The following is a 14,066-nucleotide window of genomic DNA, read 5'->3' as shown; positions in this document are numbered from 1 at the left end:
GGGGCCGTACTAGTGCGAGTGGCCGTGGCCGCCGTGACCGGCGTCCGCCTCTTCCTCGGCCGGCTTCTCGACGACCAGGGTCTCGGTCGTGAGCAGCAGCGACGCGATGGACGCGGCGTTCTCCAGGGCGGAGCGGGTGACCTTGACCGGGTCGATGACGCCGGCCTTGACCAGGTCGCCGTACTCGCCGGTCGCGGCGTTGAAGCCCTGACCCTTGTCGAGCTCGGAGACCTTGGAGGTGATGACGTAGCCCTCGAGGCCCGCGTTCTCCGCGATCCAGCGGAGCGGCTCGACGGCGGCGCGGCGCACGACCGCGACACCCGTGGCCTCGTCGCCGGTCTTGCCGAGGTTGCCCTCGAGGACCTTGACGGCGTGGACCAGAGCGGAGCCACCACCGGAGACGATGCCCTCCTCGACCGCGGCGCGGGTCGCGGAGATGGCGTCCTCCAGACGGTGCTTCTTCTCCTTGAGCTCCACCTCGGTGGCGGCACCGACACGGATCACGCACACGCCGCCGGCCAGCTTCGCGAGGCGCTCCTGGAGCTTCTCGCGGTCCCAGTCGGAGTCCGTGGACTCGATCTCGGCCTTGATCTGGTTGACGCGGCCCTTGACGTCGGCGGAGTCGCCGCCGCCGTCGACGATGGTCGTGTCGTCCTTGGAGACGGTGACGCGGCGGGCAGTGCCCAGCACGTCCAGACCGGCCTGGTCGAGCTTGAGGCCGACCTCTTCGGCGATGACGGTCGCACCGGTGAGGGTGGCGATGTCGCCGAGCATGGCCTTGCGGCGGTCACCGAAGCCGGGGGCCTTCACCGCGACGGCGTTGAAGGTGCCACGGATCTTGTTGACGACGAGGGTGGAGAGCGCCTCGCCCTCGACGTCCTCGGCGATGATCAGGAGCGGCTTCGATGCGCTGGCCTGGATGACCTTCTCCAGCAGCGGGAGCAGCTCCTGGATGGAGCCGATCTTGCCCTGGTGGATCAGGATGTACGGGTCGTCGAGGACGGCCTCCATACGCTCCTGGTCGGTCACCATGTACGGCGACAGGTATCCCTTGTCGAAGGCCATGCCCTCGGTGAACTCGAGGTCCAGACCGAAGGTGTTGGACTCCTCGACGGTGATGACACCGTCCTTGCCGACCTTGTCCATCGCGTCCGCGATGAGCTCGCCGACCTGCGGGTCCTGCGCGGAGAGCGCGGCGACGGCGGCGATGTCGGCCTTGTCGTCGATCGGGCGGGCGGTCGCGAGGAGCTCCTCGGACACGGCCTTCACGGCGGCGTCGATGCCCTTCTTCAGGGCGGCCGGGGAGGCGCCCGCGGCGACGTTGCGCAGGCCTTCGCGGACGAGGGCCTGGGCGAGCACGGTGGCGGTGGTGGTGCCGTCACCCGCTACGTCGTTGGTCTTGGTCGCCACCTCCTTCACCAGCTGCGCACCGAGGTTCTCGTACGGGTCGTCGAGCTCGACCTCGCGCGCGATGGTGACACCGTCGTTGGTGATGGTGGGGGCGCCGAACTTCTTGTCGATGACGACGTTGCGGCCCTTCGGGCCGATCGTCACCTTCACCGTGTCGGCAAGCTTGTTGACGCCGCGCTCAAGGGCGCGACGGGCGTCCTCGTCGAACTTCAGGATCTTCGCCATGGGCTGAGCTGTCCTCTCAAACGAACTGCGCCCCTCACCGCCCGGCTAGTTATCTCGCAGGGGGCCAGGGGCGCAGAACGGAAGCAAACGTTAAGTGAATTACTTCTCGACGATCGCGAGAACGTCGCGGGCCGAAAGGACGAGGTACTCCTCGCCGTTGTACTTCACCTCGGTGCCGCCGTACTTGCTGTACAGGACGACATCGCCGGCCTTCACGTCGAGCGGAAGGCGCTCGCCGTTCTCGAAGCGGCCCGGGCCCACGGCCAGGACGACGCCCTCCTGGGGCTTCTCCTTGGCGGTGTCCGGAATGACCAGGCCGGAAGCCGTGGTCTGCTCGGCGTCGAGCGGCTGGACCACAATGCGGTCCTCGAGCGGCTTGATCGCAACCTTGGAGCTGGTGGTCGACACGATCCGGTCTCCCCCTTCGGAGATCTCACGGGGTTTAACAGTCTGTGGGGTGGCGACCGGGCCGATCCGTCGTCGCGGGTGCCGGACCTGTCCTGTCGCGCGGTTGTGCTGGCACTCTCCATCGGTGAGTGCCAGCACAGAGACTATGACCGCGATTAGCACTCGGTCAAGCGGAGTGCCAATTCACCACCCTCGCGTGGCGTCGCGGGACCACTCACGCCCGGACAACGCGGGAGACCGCCGCGGCGTTCCGGCGACGCTTTCGCCTGCCCTGCCCCCTGCGCTCACCGGCCCCGGCCCACGTCAGACGTAGTCCTCCAGCCTGGCCACGGCGTAGCCCTTGTCCGTGATCGTCCTCATGACACGGCGGATCATGTCGGCCATGGACCCTTCCCAGTCCTCGCGTCCGCGGAAGTGGGTGAGGACGATGTCGCCGGGGTGCAGGTCCTGGTCCCACTCGCGCCACTCCATGTGGTCGGGGAACGCCTCGGCCGCCCACAGCGGGACCGCCTTGATGCCGCAGGACTTCGCGACGCGCAGGGTGTCGCCGTTGTAGTTGCCGTACGGCGGCCGGAAGAGGGTGGGCCTCTTCCCGAAGTACCTCTCGATCTTGTCCTGCTCGCCGCAGATCTCCCGCCGCTGCTCGGACTTCGAGAGGCCGGGGAGGTAGCGGTGGTTCAGCGTGTGGTTGTTGAGGGTGACACCTCTGGCCTGCATGTCCTTGAAGTAGCCGTAGTCGTCGCTGACCACGTAGTCGCTGAGGAAGGCGCTGTAGGGGATCTTCAGCTCCGTCATCATGCGCAGGAGTTCGGGGTCCTTCTCCGCCCCGTCGTCCATCGTCAGGAAGACGATCCGCTCCTTGGTGGGCACCGTGGTGAAGACCGGGGGGAGCGACTCCCCTCCTTCCACCTCGAAGCCCTCACGGGTGGTGATGTGCGGCTTGCGGGCCGGCGGCGCCGGGGCGACGAGCGGGACCTTCGCCAGGCCCCATCTCTTCGCGGCTGCGACGCGTGCGGCCTCCTGCTTCTTCAGCCGCTCGACGCGGGCCTCCGCCGCTGCGACGGGGCCGGCGGGGGCAGCGGCGGGCCCCTGACGGCCGAGGTCGGCGACCCCTGCGCGGCTGGCGGCACCGTCGTCGGCAGCCCCGACGCACCCTGAGGCGAGCGCGGCGACCAGCAGGGCGGCCAGGACCGAACCGGAAGACCTGTACCGCTTCATGGCAGATTTTTCTTTTTGTCGTACAAGTTGCATGGCGCCGCATCCTGCCAGCCGGCCCCCGGCCGCCCCGGGCGACACAGCCGGGGGGCCCGCCGGGTCCCCCGGCTGGCTCACAATGGACCGTGTGAACGCCCTTCCCCCCGCCGACCAGGCCGACCCGCTCGCCTCCTTCGCCGCCCTGCGCACTCCGCAGGGCGCGGCCCTCCTGGAGGAGCTCCGCGACCACGACCCCGCCCGGGAACTGGCGACGGCGACCCGGCTGCGCCGCACCCATCCCGCCGACCTGGTGTCGGCCGCGCTCGGCCAGGCGCGGCTGCGGCAGCGCGCGGTGGCGAAGTTCGGGGCCCAGGACGCGTTCCGCATGTTCTTCACCCCCCACGGCGTGGAGCAGGCCACCCGGACCTCCGTCGCCTCCTACCGCGCCGAGCGGTTCGCCGAGCGGGGCGTGCGGAGCGTGGCCGACCTGTGCTGCGGCATCGGGGGCGACGCGATCGCCATGGCCCGCGCGGGCATCGCGGTCCTGGCCGTGGACCGCGACCCGCTGACGGCCCTGGTCGCCCGCGCCAACGCGGAGGCGCTCGGCATCCAGGACCTCGTCGAGGTGCGGTGCGCCGACGTCACGGAGATCGACACCTCCCCGTACGACGCGGTCTTCGTCGACCCGGCGCGACGCGGCGGCCGCGGCCGGATCTTCGACCCCGAGGCCTACTCACCGCCGCTCTCGTGGGCGACCGGGGCCGCACTGCGGGCGCCCAGGGCCGCGCTGAAGATCGCGCCCGGCGTCCCGCACGAGGCGATCGGGCCGCAGGCCGAGGCCGAGTGGATCTCGGACGGCGGAGACGTGAAGGAGGCCGTGCTCTGGTTCGGCGAGGGATTCACGCCCGGTGCCTTCCGGGCCACGCTGCTCCCCTCCCGCGCGACCCTCGTCGCCGACGCCCCGCTCCCCCCGCCGCCCGTGGGCCGCGTGGGCAGGTACCTGTACGAGCCCGACGGCGCCGTGATCCGCGCGCACCTGGTGGCCGACGTCGTCGAGCGGTGCGGCGGCAGGCTGATCGACGAGACGATCGCGTACGTCACGAGCGACGTGCCGTACGAGTCCGACTGCACCTCGGCGTACGAGATCACCGATCAGCTGCCCTTCAACATGAAGAAGCTGAAGGCGCTGCTGAGGGAACGCCAGGTCGGGGTGCTGACCGTCAAGAAGCGCGGCTCCGCCGTCGAACCGGAGGAACTGCGCCGCAAGATGAAGCTCCAGGGGCCGCACTCGGCCACCGTCTTCCTGACCCGGGTGGCCGGGGCCCCGACCATGCTGGTCGGGCAGCCGGTGAAGCGCCCCTGATCCGTCGCCCGCGGTGGGACGGCTGTGCCGCACGTCTCCACCCACGTCCGCCGGTGGTCAGGTCAGTGGATGCGACGTGCGGCCGGACGCATCATCGATCTCGTCGTGCGCCTTGGTGAGCAGTTTCATCGCGAGTTCGTTGAGCGCGCGGGCACCGGCGATCTCCTCGCCCACCCGCGGCTGCTCCGCGTCGGAGGGATGACGGCTGGCGTATCCGTGGGCCCGTACCTCGGTCCCGTCGCTGAGCCGTACGAGGGCCGCCGCGCGGGTGCGGTGGGTGTCCTCCTCGAATTCCAGCTCGATATGCCATCCGACGGTGGTCTCCATCATGACGGTCACCTCCCGGAAGTTCCTGCTTCCAGGGTGCGCCCGTTCGCCCGCCCGCGCACGGCGTGGCGGGGGGCTCAGGCGTCCCGGAGTGCCTGGATGTCCAGCTTCCGCATCCCCATCATGGCCTTCACCGCGCGCTCGGACTTGGCCTTGTCGGGGTCGGAGAGCACTTCGTGCAGGGCGCGCGGCACGATCTGCCAGGAGAAGCCGTACTTGTCCTTCAGCCATCCGCACATGCTCTCCTCACCGTCCTCGGTGAACGCCGCCCACAGCCTGTCGACCTCGGCCTGGTCCTCGCAGTCCACACTCAGGGAGACGGCCTCGCTGAAGGTGAACTGCGGGCCGCCGTTGAGCCCGATGTACTCCTGGCCGGCGAGCACGAAGTCGACCGTCAGCACCGTGCCCGGCTCCCCGGGGGACGCCTCGGTGTAGTAGGTGATGTCGACGATGCGCGAGTCACCGCCGAAGACGGAGACGTAGAACTCGGCGGCCTCCTGGGCCTTGCCGTCGAACCACAGACAGGGCTTGATCTTCTGCATGGTCTCTCCCTCACACGGTCCGGTGCGTCGCAGGACGCATGCAAGGTAGACCGCCGCCGGACCCGGAACTCATCGGGACACGCGCCCGGCACGTGCGAGCGGGGGCCTGCGGGCTCAGCCGTCCGCCGGGCCGAGGGACTCGAAGCGCCATCGGTGGACCGGGCGGGTGATCAGTCCCGGGTCGGGCTCCGGGAGCTCCGGGAGCTCGTCGTCGTATCCCGCGTCCCACCAGGTCATTACGAGCACCCGGTCCTGCGGAGCACGCAGCAGTTCGCTGCGCAGCGGTTCATGCGCCAGTCCGGCCGCCCTGGCCCGCGCCCACTCCAGCAGCTCCGCGCCCCGTCCCCGCGTGGCGCGGGCCTCCCACATCAGGGCGACGGTCATGAGTAGAGGTTGTCCTTGCTGATCTCGTGCACGTGGTCGTGGTCGTGGCTGTGCGATCCCGGCACATGGGTCTCGGTGACCGGCAGCGAGGAGTCCGCGGACAGCTCCCAGTCGGAGGCGGGGCGGTTGCGGGCGACCATCTCCGCGCCGAGCGCGGCGACCATGGCGCCGTTGTCGGTGCACAGTCCGGGCCTGGGGACCCGCAGCCGGATCCCCGCCTTCTCGCACCGTTCCTCCGCGAGCGCCCGGAGCCGCGAGTTGGCCGCGACGCCGCCGCCGATCATCAGGTGATCGACTCCCTCGTCCTTGCAGGCGCGGACCGCCTTGCGGGTGAGGACGTCGACGACGGCCTCCTGGAAGGAAGCCGCGACGTCCCGTACGGGCACGTCCTCGCCCGCCGCGCGCTTCGCCTCGATCCAGCGCGCCACGGACGTCTTGAGCCCGGAGAAGGAGAAGTCGTACGCGGGGTCGCGCGAGCCGCTCAGACCTCGCGGGAAGGCGATCGCCTTCGGGTCGCCCTCCCTGGCCAGCCGGTCGATGACCGGACCGCCGGGGAAGCCGAGGTCCAGCACGCGGGCGATCTTGTCGAAGGCCTCGCCGGCCGCGTCGTCGATGGTCGCGCCGAGCGGCCGTACGTCGTTGGTGATGTCCGGGGCCAGCAGCAGCGACGAGTGCCCTCCGCTGACCAGCAGGGCCATCGTGGGCTCGGGCAGCGGGCCGTGCTCCAGCTGGTCGACGCAGATGTGCGAGGCCAGGTGGTTCACCCCGTACAGCGGCTTGTTCAGGGCGTACGCGTACGCCTTGGCGGCCGACACGCCGACGAGCAGCGCCCCGGCGAGTCCGGGGCCGGCCGTGACCGCGATGCCGTCGAGGTCACGGGCGCTGATCCCGGCGTCCTTCAGGGCGCGCTCGATGGTGGGGACCATCGACTCCAGGTGGGCGCGGGACGCGATCTCCGGGACGACACCGCCGAAGCGGGCATGGGTGTCGACGCTGGACGCGACGGCGTCGGCGAGGAGGGTGGTCCCGCGCACGATGCCCACGCCGGTCTCGTCGCAGGATGTCTCGATGCCGAGTACGAGCGGTTCGTCAGCCATCAGTCTGTCTCAGTTCCTTGTACGGTCAGGCGCATGACGAGTGCGTCGATGTTCCCCGGCTGGTAGTAGCCACGGCGGAAGCCGATGGGCTCGAAGCCGAAGCGTTCGTAGAGTTTCTGCGCGCGGGTGTTGTCGACGCGGACCTCCAGGAGCACCGCGGTGCACTCCAGGGCGGTGGCGTGCCGGAGCAGGTCGGTCAGCAGCTCGGAGCCGAGGCCGCCGCCCCACTGGCCGCGGCTCACGGCGATCGTCTGGACGTCGGCGAGGTCACCGGCCGACGCGAGGCCCGCGTAGCCGACGATCCGGCCGTCGGGGTCCTCGGCGACGACGTACCGGTGGGTGGCGCGGGGCCCGCGGGTACGGGCGAGCTCCGACCAGAACATGCCGGCCGACCAGGCGTCGTCCGGGAACAGTTCGTATTCGAGCTCCAGGACGGGGGCGATGTCCCACCACCGCATCTCCCGGAGCACAGCGGTCGCGGTGCTCACTTCGGGGTGACCACCTTGTAGTTCTTCGGGACCTGGGCGTCGGGCCTGCGGAGGTAGAGCGGCTGCGGCGGGAGCAGGCCCGACCCGGCGGCCAGGCGCTCGGCGGCGAGCGAGGCGAGCGCACCGGCGGTTACGTGCTCGGGGCTCCGGGCGTCCGGGAACGCCTCCGGGTAGAGCAGGGCGCCGGCGCCGGCCACGGGCAGGCCTGCGAGCCCGTCGGCGATGTCGGCCGGGCGGTCGACCCCGGGCTCACCCACCCGCGTACGGACGTCCGCGTAGCGCGCCCAGTAGACCTCCTTGCGCCGTGCGTCGGTGGCGACGGCGAAGGGGCCTTCGAGCCCGCAGGCGTAGGCGAGGGCGTCGAGCGTGCACACCCCGTGCACCGGAACCGAGAGCGCGGACCCGAACGTCGCGGCGGTCACCAGGCCCACGCGCAGCCCGGTGTAGGGGCCGGGTCCGACGCCGACGGCGATGTCGGTGACGTCGTCCAGGGTCACGCCGGCCTCGGACAGGACCCGGTGGACGGCGGGGAGCAGGAGTTCCCCGTGCCTCCGGGCGTCGACCTGTCCGGTCTCGGCAACGACGGAGGACCCGTCGTGAAGGGCGACGGTGACGGCGGGGGTGGCGGTATCCATGGCGAGCAGCAGCACACGAACAGCCTACGGCGCCGCCGACGCGGTCACGGCAGCCCGTTCGGCGTTCCCGGCCTGCCCTTCCCCTGCTGGTAGCGTCGCCCGGGTACATGCGTGTACGGCCTGAACGCTTGTACGACATGCGACGAACGGCACGCGAAAGGGGACCTCACGGTGGCAAGGGGCAGCTCGGGAATCGTGGCCGGGCTCACCGCCGCGGCGGTGGCCGTGGTCTGTTTCCTCGCCTACCAGGCGTCGGCGAACGCACCCGAATCGGTCGCAGCCCCCTCGGCCGGGGCCTCGGCCGCGCCCCCCTCCACGACGCCCGAGCCCCCGAAGGGGCCGCTCGCGGTCCCTTCGGATTCCGGCACCGGCGCCCGCGTCGTGTACGCGCTGAAGGACCGCCGGGTCTGGATCGTGGACGGCCGGGAGAAGTCGCTGCGGACGTTCACCGTCATGCCGAGTTCCGTCGACCCGCTCCCCGGTGTGTACCAGGTGACCTCGCGCTCCGGAAGCATCAAGGGCTCGGACGGTGTCCTGATCGAGCACGTGGTGCGCTTCGCGGACGTGGACGACGTGTCCATCGGCTTCAGCGCCGCTCAGGACGGTTCGATGAGGGCCCCCGACCCCTCGATGAAGACGGGCGGCGTACGCATGAAGCGGGTCGACGGGAACGCGATGTGGACCTTCGCCACGGTCGGCGCCAAGGTCGTCGTCGTCCCGTAGCCCTGCGGTCCGCTCACTGACCGGATCTACGCCGCATCGCGGTTCTCGGCCGGCCCGTCCTGCTCCTCTCCGTCGCGCGGCGGCGTGGAGACCGCGGTCGCGGCGGCGCAGGAGGCGAGCAGGTCCTTCATCGACACCGCCGAGGCCGACGGCGGCTCCGCCTGCGACGACTGCGGCTGCACTTCACGCTCGGATGCCGGCATGGATGCCTCCTCGGGCCTCGGTGAGAGATCTGGTTAGGTAGACCTAACCCACCCCTGTACCCCATGTGACCACGCAGGAGCGCTCCCGCGCAACATTTTACCGACGCATTGTCGGAAAGGCCTCCGGGCCGGGGCGGTGGCGGCACCGGTCGCCACCGCCACCGCTCTCAGCCTGCCGCCAGCTCCGCGCGCAGCCGCGCCCAGCGCGCGCCGATCCCCACCAGGGTCACCGTGCGGCGCTCGTCGTCCGTGTCGCCGACCGCGCGGTCGATCACCACGCGCAGCCGGTCCTCGGAGAGGTCCTCGACCTTGCCGTCGCCCCACTCCACGACGATCACCGACTCGGGGAGCGACACGTCGAGGTCCAGGTCCTCCATCTCGTCGAGACCGCCGCCCAGCCGGTACGCGTCGACGTGGACCAGGGCGGGCCCGTCGCCCAGCGGCGGATGGACCCGGGCGATCACGAAGGTCGGCGAGGTGACGGCCCCGCGCACGCCGAGGCCCTCGCCGAGACCGCGGGTCAGGGTGGTCTTGCCCGCGCCGAGCTCGCCGGTGAGCATCACCAGGTCGCCCGGGGCCAGCACACCGGCGATCCTGCGGCCGAGATCCTTCATCTCTTCGGGGGACTCGACGGCGAGGGCGAGGGTGACGGTGCCCGGTGCGGCGGTGCCGGTCGCCGGGCCGTTGTGCGCTGCTTCCATGCCGCCCCACGTTAGAGGATCAGCCTGCTTCGGCCGGAACCGCGCCGATCCGTACCAGCAGGTCGGCGAGCCGGTCGGTGACCGTCTCCGGGTGCTCCAGCATCACCAGGTGACCGGCGTCCGGCACGATGACCAGCTCCGCGTCCGGCAGCTGGTCCGCGATGGCCTCGCTGTGCGAACTGGGCGTCACCAGATCCTTGTCGCCGGCCAGGATGAGCACCGGGAGACTGCTGAACGCGGGCAGCGCACCGCTCTTGTCGTGCTCGGTGAACGCCGGGTAGAACTCGGCGACCACGTCGATCGGGGTCGACTCGATGAGCCGCTCCGCGAACCGTGCGACGGCCGGGTCCACGTCCCGCGACCCGAACGAGTAGCGCTTGATGAGCCCCGCGAACAGATCGGCGGTGGCCCGCCTGCCGCGCTCCACGAGCTCGGCCTGCGAGCCGAGCGCCTTCAGCACGCCGGGCAGTACCCGGCGCACCGCGTTCACGCCCGCCACCGGCAGGCCGAAGTTCACCTCGCCGAGCTTTCCGCTCGACGTACCGACGAAGGCCACCGCGGCCACCCGGTCGCGGATCAGCTCCGGGTACCGGTCGGCGAGCGCCATCATCGTCATGCCGCCCATCGAGTGCCCGACCAGCACCAGCGGACCCTCGGGCGCCGCCGCGTCGATGACCGCCTTGAGATCGCGGCCGAGCTGGTCGATGCCCACCGGCACGCCCTCGGCCTGCGCCCGGCCGCGCTCGGAGCGGCCGTGGCTGCGCTGGTCCCAGTGGACGGTACGGACCAGTCCGCGCAGCGCCGCCCGCTGGAAGTGCCAGGAGTCCTGGCCCAGGCAGTAGCCGTGGCTGAAGACGACGGTGACGGCCGCGGGGTCCTTGCGCCCGAAGAGCCTCCGCCGGCGCGACCCGGAGCCCGCGGGGGCACTCGCCCGGCTCGTAGCGCTGTCCGGCTCGGTCTCGTCGACCTCGTAGTACAGCTCGGTGCCGTCGTCGGCGACGGCCCGGCCCGGCTGCCCGCGCAGCGAGCCGTACGGGCCGGAGGCGTCCAGCGCCAGTCGGGCCCTCTTGCGCATGCCCCGGCCCACCGTCAGCCGCTCGACGGCGACGCCCGCGGCCGCGCCCGCCGCGATGACGCCTATCGCCGCCCCGGCCACGCCCGCCATGCGCCAGCCCGCCGCCGCGACGGCCGCCGTCGCCATCACGTCCTCCGCGCTGGTCTCGCTCACCGTGCCGTGCTCCTTCGTCGTTGTCGTCGTCGGACCGGGCCGGGATGTCAGCCCCGGCCGGATTCCTCGTGGAGATGGACCCGGGGTACGCGCGCACCGATGCGCGTGACGATCTCGTACGCGATCGTGTCGGCCGCGACCGCCCAGTCCTCGGCACTCGGCTCACCCCGGTCCCCCGGCCCGAACAGCACCGCTTCCGCACCCGCTTCGAGGGCCGCGCCCTCCAGGTCGACCACGAACTGGTCCATGGCGACACGTCCGGCGATCCTGCGGACGGCACCTGCGACGAGTACGGGGCCCCGGCCGGAGGCGTGGCGGGGGATGCCGTCCGCGTAGCCGACCGGCACCAGGGCGAGGGTCGTCTCGCCCGAGGTCGTGTAGTGGTGGCCGTAGCTGATGCCGTGCCCCGGCGGCACCTGCTTGACCAGGGCGACGGAGGCGGCGAGCGTCATGACGGGGCGCAGCCCGAAGTCGGCCGGAGTGCCCAGCTCGGGGCTTGGCGAGATGCCGTACATCGCGATCCCGGTGCGCACGAGATCGAAGTGCGACTCGGGCACCGTGAGCGTCGCCGGGGAGTTCGCGATGTGGCGCACCTCGGGCGTCACACCCTCCTTCTCCGCGTACGCCACCATGTCCCGGAAGACGTTCAGCTGCGCGGCGATCGACGGGTGCCCCGGCTCGTCGGCGCAGGCGAAGTGCGACCACAGGCCGGTGACCCGCAGAATGCCGGCGGCCTCGGCTGCCCGGGCGGCGGAGACGAGCTCGGGCCAGTCGGCGGGCTGGCAGCCGTTGCGTCCCAGTCCCGTGTCCGCCTTGAGCTGGACCCTTGCCGGGACGCCTGCCCCCGTGGCCGCGGCGACGACCTCGTCGAGCGCCCACATGCCGCTCACCGAGACGTCGATGCCGGCCTCCACCGCCTCGCGCCAGGGGCCGCCCGGCGTCCACAGCCAGCACATCACCCGGCCGCCGATCCCGGCCGCCCGCAAGGCGAGCGCCTCCTGGGGGGTGGCGGTTCCCAGCCACGCGGCACCGGCCTCCTGGGCCGCCCGCGCGCAGGGCACCGCCCCGTGACCGTAGGCGTCGGACTTCACCACGGCCATGAGCTGCGCACCGGAGGCCCGCGCACGCAGCTCGCGCACATTGGCGCGCAGCGCGGCGAGGTCGATCTCGGCACGGGCTCTCAGGGTCGCTGTCTCGTTCATCGCGCCCAGTCTCTCAGAGCCGTACGCCTGTGCCCTCGATCTCCTGTGCCCGGTGAGGCGGTCACCGGTGCCCGAGGGCGTGCTCCAGGTGTTCGACCAGGACCGGGACATGGCTGGTGGCGACGTCCTTCACGGCCGTCACGAAGGTGACCGGGCCGTCTTCTCGGAGCAGGCCGAGCAGCTCGGCGACGGCCTCGGCGTGGGCCGGATCGCCGAGTTCGGTGCGGTAGCGGTCCACGAAGTCGTCGTAGCGGTCCCGGTTGTCGTGGAACCAGGTGCGGAGTTCCCCGGAGGGCGTCGCGTCCTTGGCCCACAGGTCGACGGCCGCGTGTTCCTTGGAGACCCCGCGCGGCCACAGCCGGTCGACGAGCACCCGGGTGCCGTCGCCGCCCTCCGGCGGGTCGTACACCCTGCGTACGCGCACGTCACTGCCCACGGCCGATCACCGTCCCTTCCCGTTCCCCCCGGCCCTGGACAAGCCTGGATCAGGCCCGCACATCCCGCCACGCCGCCGGTACGGCGTCCGCCACGTCCTGCGCCGCGACTGGCGCCCCGTCCGAGGCCCTGCGCGCCGCGAGCCCGTGCAGATAGGCGCCCACGGAGGCGGCGTCGCGGGGCGCGAGGCCCGCTGCCAGGAGCGAACCGGTCAGCCCGGACAGCACGTCCCCGCTGCCCGCCGTGGCCAGCCAGGACGTGCCGGTCGGGTTGATCCGCACGGGTGCGTCCCCCTCGGCGACGAGGGTCGTGGAGCCCTTGAGCAGGACCGTGGCGTCGTAGCGCGCGGCCAGTTCCCGGACGGCGGCGAGCCGTCCGGCCTCGACCTCCTCGCGCTCCACCCCGAGCAGCGCGGCGGCCTCGCCGGCGTGCGGGGTGAGGACGGTGGGTGCTGTTCTGGCGCGAACGGCGCCAATGTCCATCAGCCGCAGCCCGTCCGCGTCGACCAGCACCGGGACGTCCGCGGCGAGCACGTCGGCCACCGCTCCGGCGGCGGACGAGGAGTCCCCGAACCCCGGCCCGACGACCCAGGCCTGGACCCGTCCGGCCTTCGACGGCGGTCCGGGGTGCACCAGGACCTCGGGGAAGCGGGCGATCACCGCGTCCGCGCCCGGGCCGGCGTACCGTACGGCTCCGGCGCCGCCGTGCAGCGCCCCGGCGACCGCGAGCACCGCCGCGCCCGGGTACCGGTCCGACCCTGCGGCCACCCCCACCACCCCGCGCCGGTACTTGTCGCTCTCCGTGTCGGGCAGGGGCAGGAGGGCCGCGACGTCGGCGTACTGGAGGGCTTCCAGGTCAGGCCGCGCGGGCAGCTCCGGGCCCAGGCCGATGTCCACGAGGCGCAGTGCCCCGGCGTGTTCGGCGGCCGGATCGACGAGCAGCCCCGGTTTGTACGCGCCGAAGGTGACCGTCGCGTCCGCCCTCACGGCAGTGCCGAGCACCTGCCCGGTGTCCGCCTCGACCCCGCTCGGCAGGTCCACGGACAGCACGGGTGCGTGCCCGGGGGTGACCGCCCGCACCAGCTCGGCGGCCCCGGGGCGCAGGCCACCGCGTCCGCCGATCCCGGTGATGCCGTCGACGACCAGGTCGACCGGGCCGAAGGGCCCCAGGTCAGGACCGTCGAGGACCTGTCCGCCCGCCGCCAGCAGAGCCGCGAGCCCAGCCCGGTGAACCTTGTCCGGCGCGGTCAGGACGGCCCGTACGCCGGCCCCCCGCCGGGCCAGCCGTGCTCCCGCGTAAAGGGTGTCACCGCCGTTGTCGCCGCTGCCGACGAGGAGCAGCACCCGGGAGCCGTACACCCGGCCGTTGCGTCGCAGGAGGTCGCCGCAGGCCACCGCGAGCCCCGCGGCGGCACGCTTCATGAGCGTGCCCTCCGGGAGCCGCGCCATCAGGGCCTTCTCGGCCGCCCGTACGGTTTCGACGCTGTAGGCATGTCGCATAC

Annotated in this window: 17 protein-coding genes; 2 read left to right on the top strand and 15 right to left on the bottom strand. The window is 72.0% G+C overall.

Features of this window, described 5'->3' with window-relative positions; all coding sequences use genetic code 11:
* Positions 1-9 precede the first annotated feature (9 nt).
* From groL to ACFU5K_RS18100, 3 genes are all read right to left on the bottom strand, one after another.
* Entirely contained in the window at positions 10-1,635 is a 1,626-nt protein-coding gene (groL, locus tag ACFU5K_RS18110; protein WP_384062427.1) for a chaperonin GroEL, read from the bottom strand.
* 99 nt (positions 1,636-1,734) lie between these two features.
* Entirely contained in the window at positions 1,735-2,043 is a 309-nt protein-coding gene (groES, locus tag ACFU5K_RS18105) for a co-chaperone GroES (RefSeq protein ID WP_164262571.1), read from the bottom strand.
* Between the two features lie 303 nt (positions 2,044-2,346).
* Complete coding sequence (locus ACFU5K_RS18100; protein WP_384062424.1) at positions 2,347-3,261, bottom strand: polysaccharide deacetylase family protein; 915 nt, start codon at positions 3,259-3,261, stop codon at positions 2,347-2,349.
* A 115-nt stretch (positions 3,262-3,376) separates the two neighbouring features.
* Here ACFU5K_RS18100 and ACFU5K_RS18095 point away from each other — a divergent pair, with 115 nt between their 5' ends.
* Positions 3,377-4,600, top strand: a complete 1,224-nt coding sequence (locus ACFU5K_RS18095) for a methyltransferase domain-containing protein (RefSeq protein ID WP_384062422.1) — start codon at positions 3,377-3,379, stop codon at positions 4,598-4,600.
* Positions 4,601-4,657: 57 nt separating this feature from the next.
* Here ACFU5K_RS18095 and ACFU5K_RS18090 read toward each other — a convergent pair whose 3' ends face one another.
* The 6 genes from ACFU5K_RS18090 to tsaB form a co-directional block, all read right to left on the bottom strand.
* Positions 4,658-4,930: a DUF1876 domain-containing protein gene (locus tag ACFU5K_RS18090; protein WP_384062420.1), complete on the bottom strand. Its 273-nt coding sequence runs from the start codon at positions 4,928-4,930 to the stop codon at positions 4,658-4,660.
* 74 nt (positions 4,931-5,004) lie between these two features.
* Positions 5,005-5,469 carry a VOC family protein gene (locus ACFU5K_RS18085; protein WP_384062417.1) on the bottom strand — a complete coding sequence of 155 codons (465 nt, stop codon included), beginning with the start codon at positions 5,467-5,469 and terminating at the stop codon, positions 5,005-5,007.
* 114 nt (positions 5,470-5,583) lie between these two features.
* On the bottom strand, positions 5,584-5,853 hold the full coding sequence (locus tag ACFU5K_RS18080; RefSeq protein ID WP_384062415.1) for a hypothetical protein: 270 nt from the start codon (positions 5,851-5,853) through the stop codon (positions 5,584-5,586).
* Positions 5,850-6,950, bottom strand: a complete 1,101-nt coding sequence (tsaD, locus tag ACFU5K_RS18075) for a tRNA (adenosine(37)-N6)-threonylcarbamoyltransferase complex transferase subunit TsaD (protein WP_384062412.1) — start codon at positions 6,948-6,950, stop codon at positions 5,850-5,852. Before tsaD ends, ACFU5K_RS18080 begins: the two co-directional genes overlap by 4 nt.
* The gene (rimI, locus tag ACFU5K_RS18070; RefSeq protein WP_384062409.1) at positions 6,950-7,438 is read right to left on the bottom strand and encodes a ribosomal protein S18-alanine N-acetyltransferase; all 489 of its coding nucleotides are present in this window, start codon (positions 7,436-7,438) and stop codon (positions 6,950-6,952) included. The genes tsaD and rimI overlap by 1 nt, the downstream gene beginning before the upstream one ends.
* Complete coding sequence (gene tsaB / locus ACFU5K_RS18065; protein ID WP_384062470.1) at positions 7,435-8,073, bottom strand: tRNA (adenosine(37)-N6)-threonylcarbamoyltransferase complex dimerization subunit type 1 TsaB; 639 nt, start codon at positions 8,071-8,073, stop codon at positions 7,435-7,437. The genes rimI and tsaB overlap by 4 nt, the downstream gene beginning before the upstream one ends.
* Before the next feature lie 171 nt (positions 8,074-8,244).
* On the opposite strand from tsaB, the gene ACFU5K_RS18060 reads away from it, so the two are divergent.
* A complete protein-coding gene (locus tag ACFU5K_RS18060) occupies positions 8,245-8,796 on the top strand; it encodes a hypothetical protein (protein ID WP_384062407.1) in 552 nt (183 codons plus the stop codon).
* 26 nt (positions 8,797-8,822) lie between these two features.
* On the opposite strand, the gene ACFU5K_RS18055 is transcribed toward ACFU5K_RS18060, so the two are convergent.
* From ACFU5K_RS18055 to ACFU5K_RS18030, 6 genes are all read right to left on the bottom strand, one after another.
* Complete coding sequence (locus tag ACFU5K_RS18055) at positions 8,823-8,999, bottom strand: hypothetical protein (RefSeq protein WP_384062404.1); 177 nt, start codon at positions 8,997-8,999, stop codon at positions 8,823-8,825.
* Between the two features lie 167 nt (positions 9,000-9,166).
* Positions 9,167-9,700, bottom strand: coding sequence for a tRNA (adenosine(37)-N6)-threonylcarbamoyltransferase complex ATPase subunit type 1 TsaE (gene tsaE / locus ACFU5K_RS18050; RefSeq protein ID WP_384062402.1), 534 nt, complete (start codon positions 9,698-9,700; stop codon positions 9,167-9,169).
* A 19-nt stretch (positions 9,701-9,719) separates the two neighbouring features.
* Entirely contained in the window at positions 9,720-10,928 is a 1,209-nt protein-coding gene (locus tag ACFU5K_RS18045; RefSeq protein ID WP_384062399.1) for an alpha/beta fold hydrolase, read from the bottom strand.
* Positions 10,929-10,975: 47 nt separating this feature from the next.
* Positions 10,976-12,130 carry an alanine racemase gene (gene alr, locus ACFU5K_RS18040; RefSeq protein ID WP_384062396.1) on the bottom strand — a complete coding sequence of 385 codons (1,155 nt, stop codon included), beginning with the start codon at positions 12,128-12,130 and terminating at the stop codon, positions 10,976-10,978.
* Positions 12,131-12,191: 61 nt separating this feature from the next.
* Positions 12,192-12,566 carry a DUF488 domain-containing protein gene (locus ACFU5K_RS18035; protein ID WP_384062393.1) on the bottom strand — a complete coding sequence of 125 codons (375 nt, stop codon included), beginning with the start codon at positions 12,564-12,566 and terminating at the stop codon, positions 12,192-12,194.
* Between the two features lie 49 nt (positions 12,567-12,615).
* Entirely contained in the window at positions 12,616-14,064 is a 1,449-nt protein-coding gene (locus ACFU5K_RS18030; protein ID WP_384062390.1) for an NAD(P)H-hydrate dehydratase, read from the bottom strand.
* Between the last annotated feature and the right edge of the window lie 2 nt (positions 14,065-14,066).

It is taken from the genome of Streptomyces sp. NPDC057428 (assembly GCF_042803195.1).
Taxonomy (GTDB): Bacteria; Actinomycetota; Actinomycetes; order Streptomycetales; family Streptomycetaceae; genus Streptomyces.
Note: the sequence above shows the minus strand (reverse complement) of the source record. Positions and strands in the feature narration are given on the sequence as shown.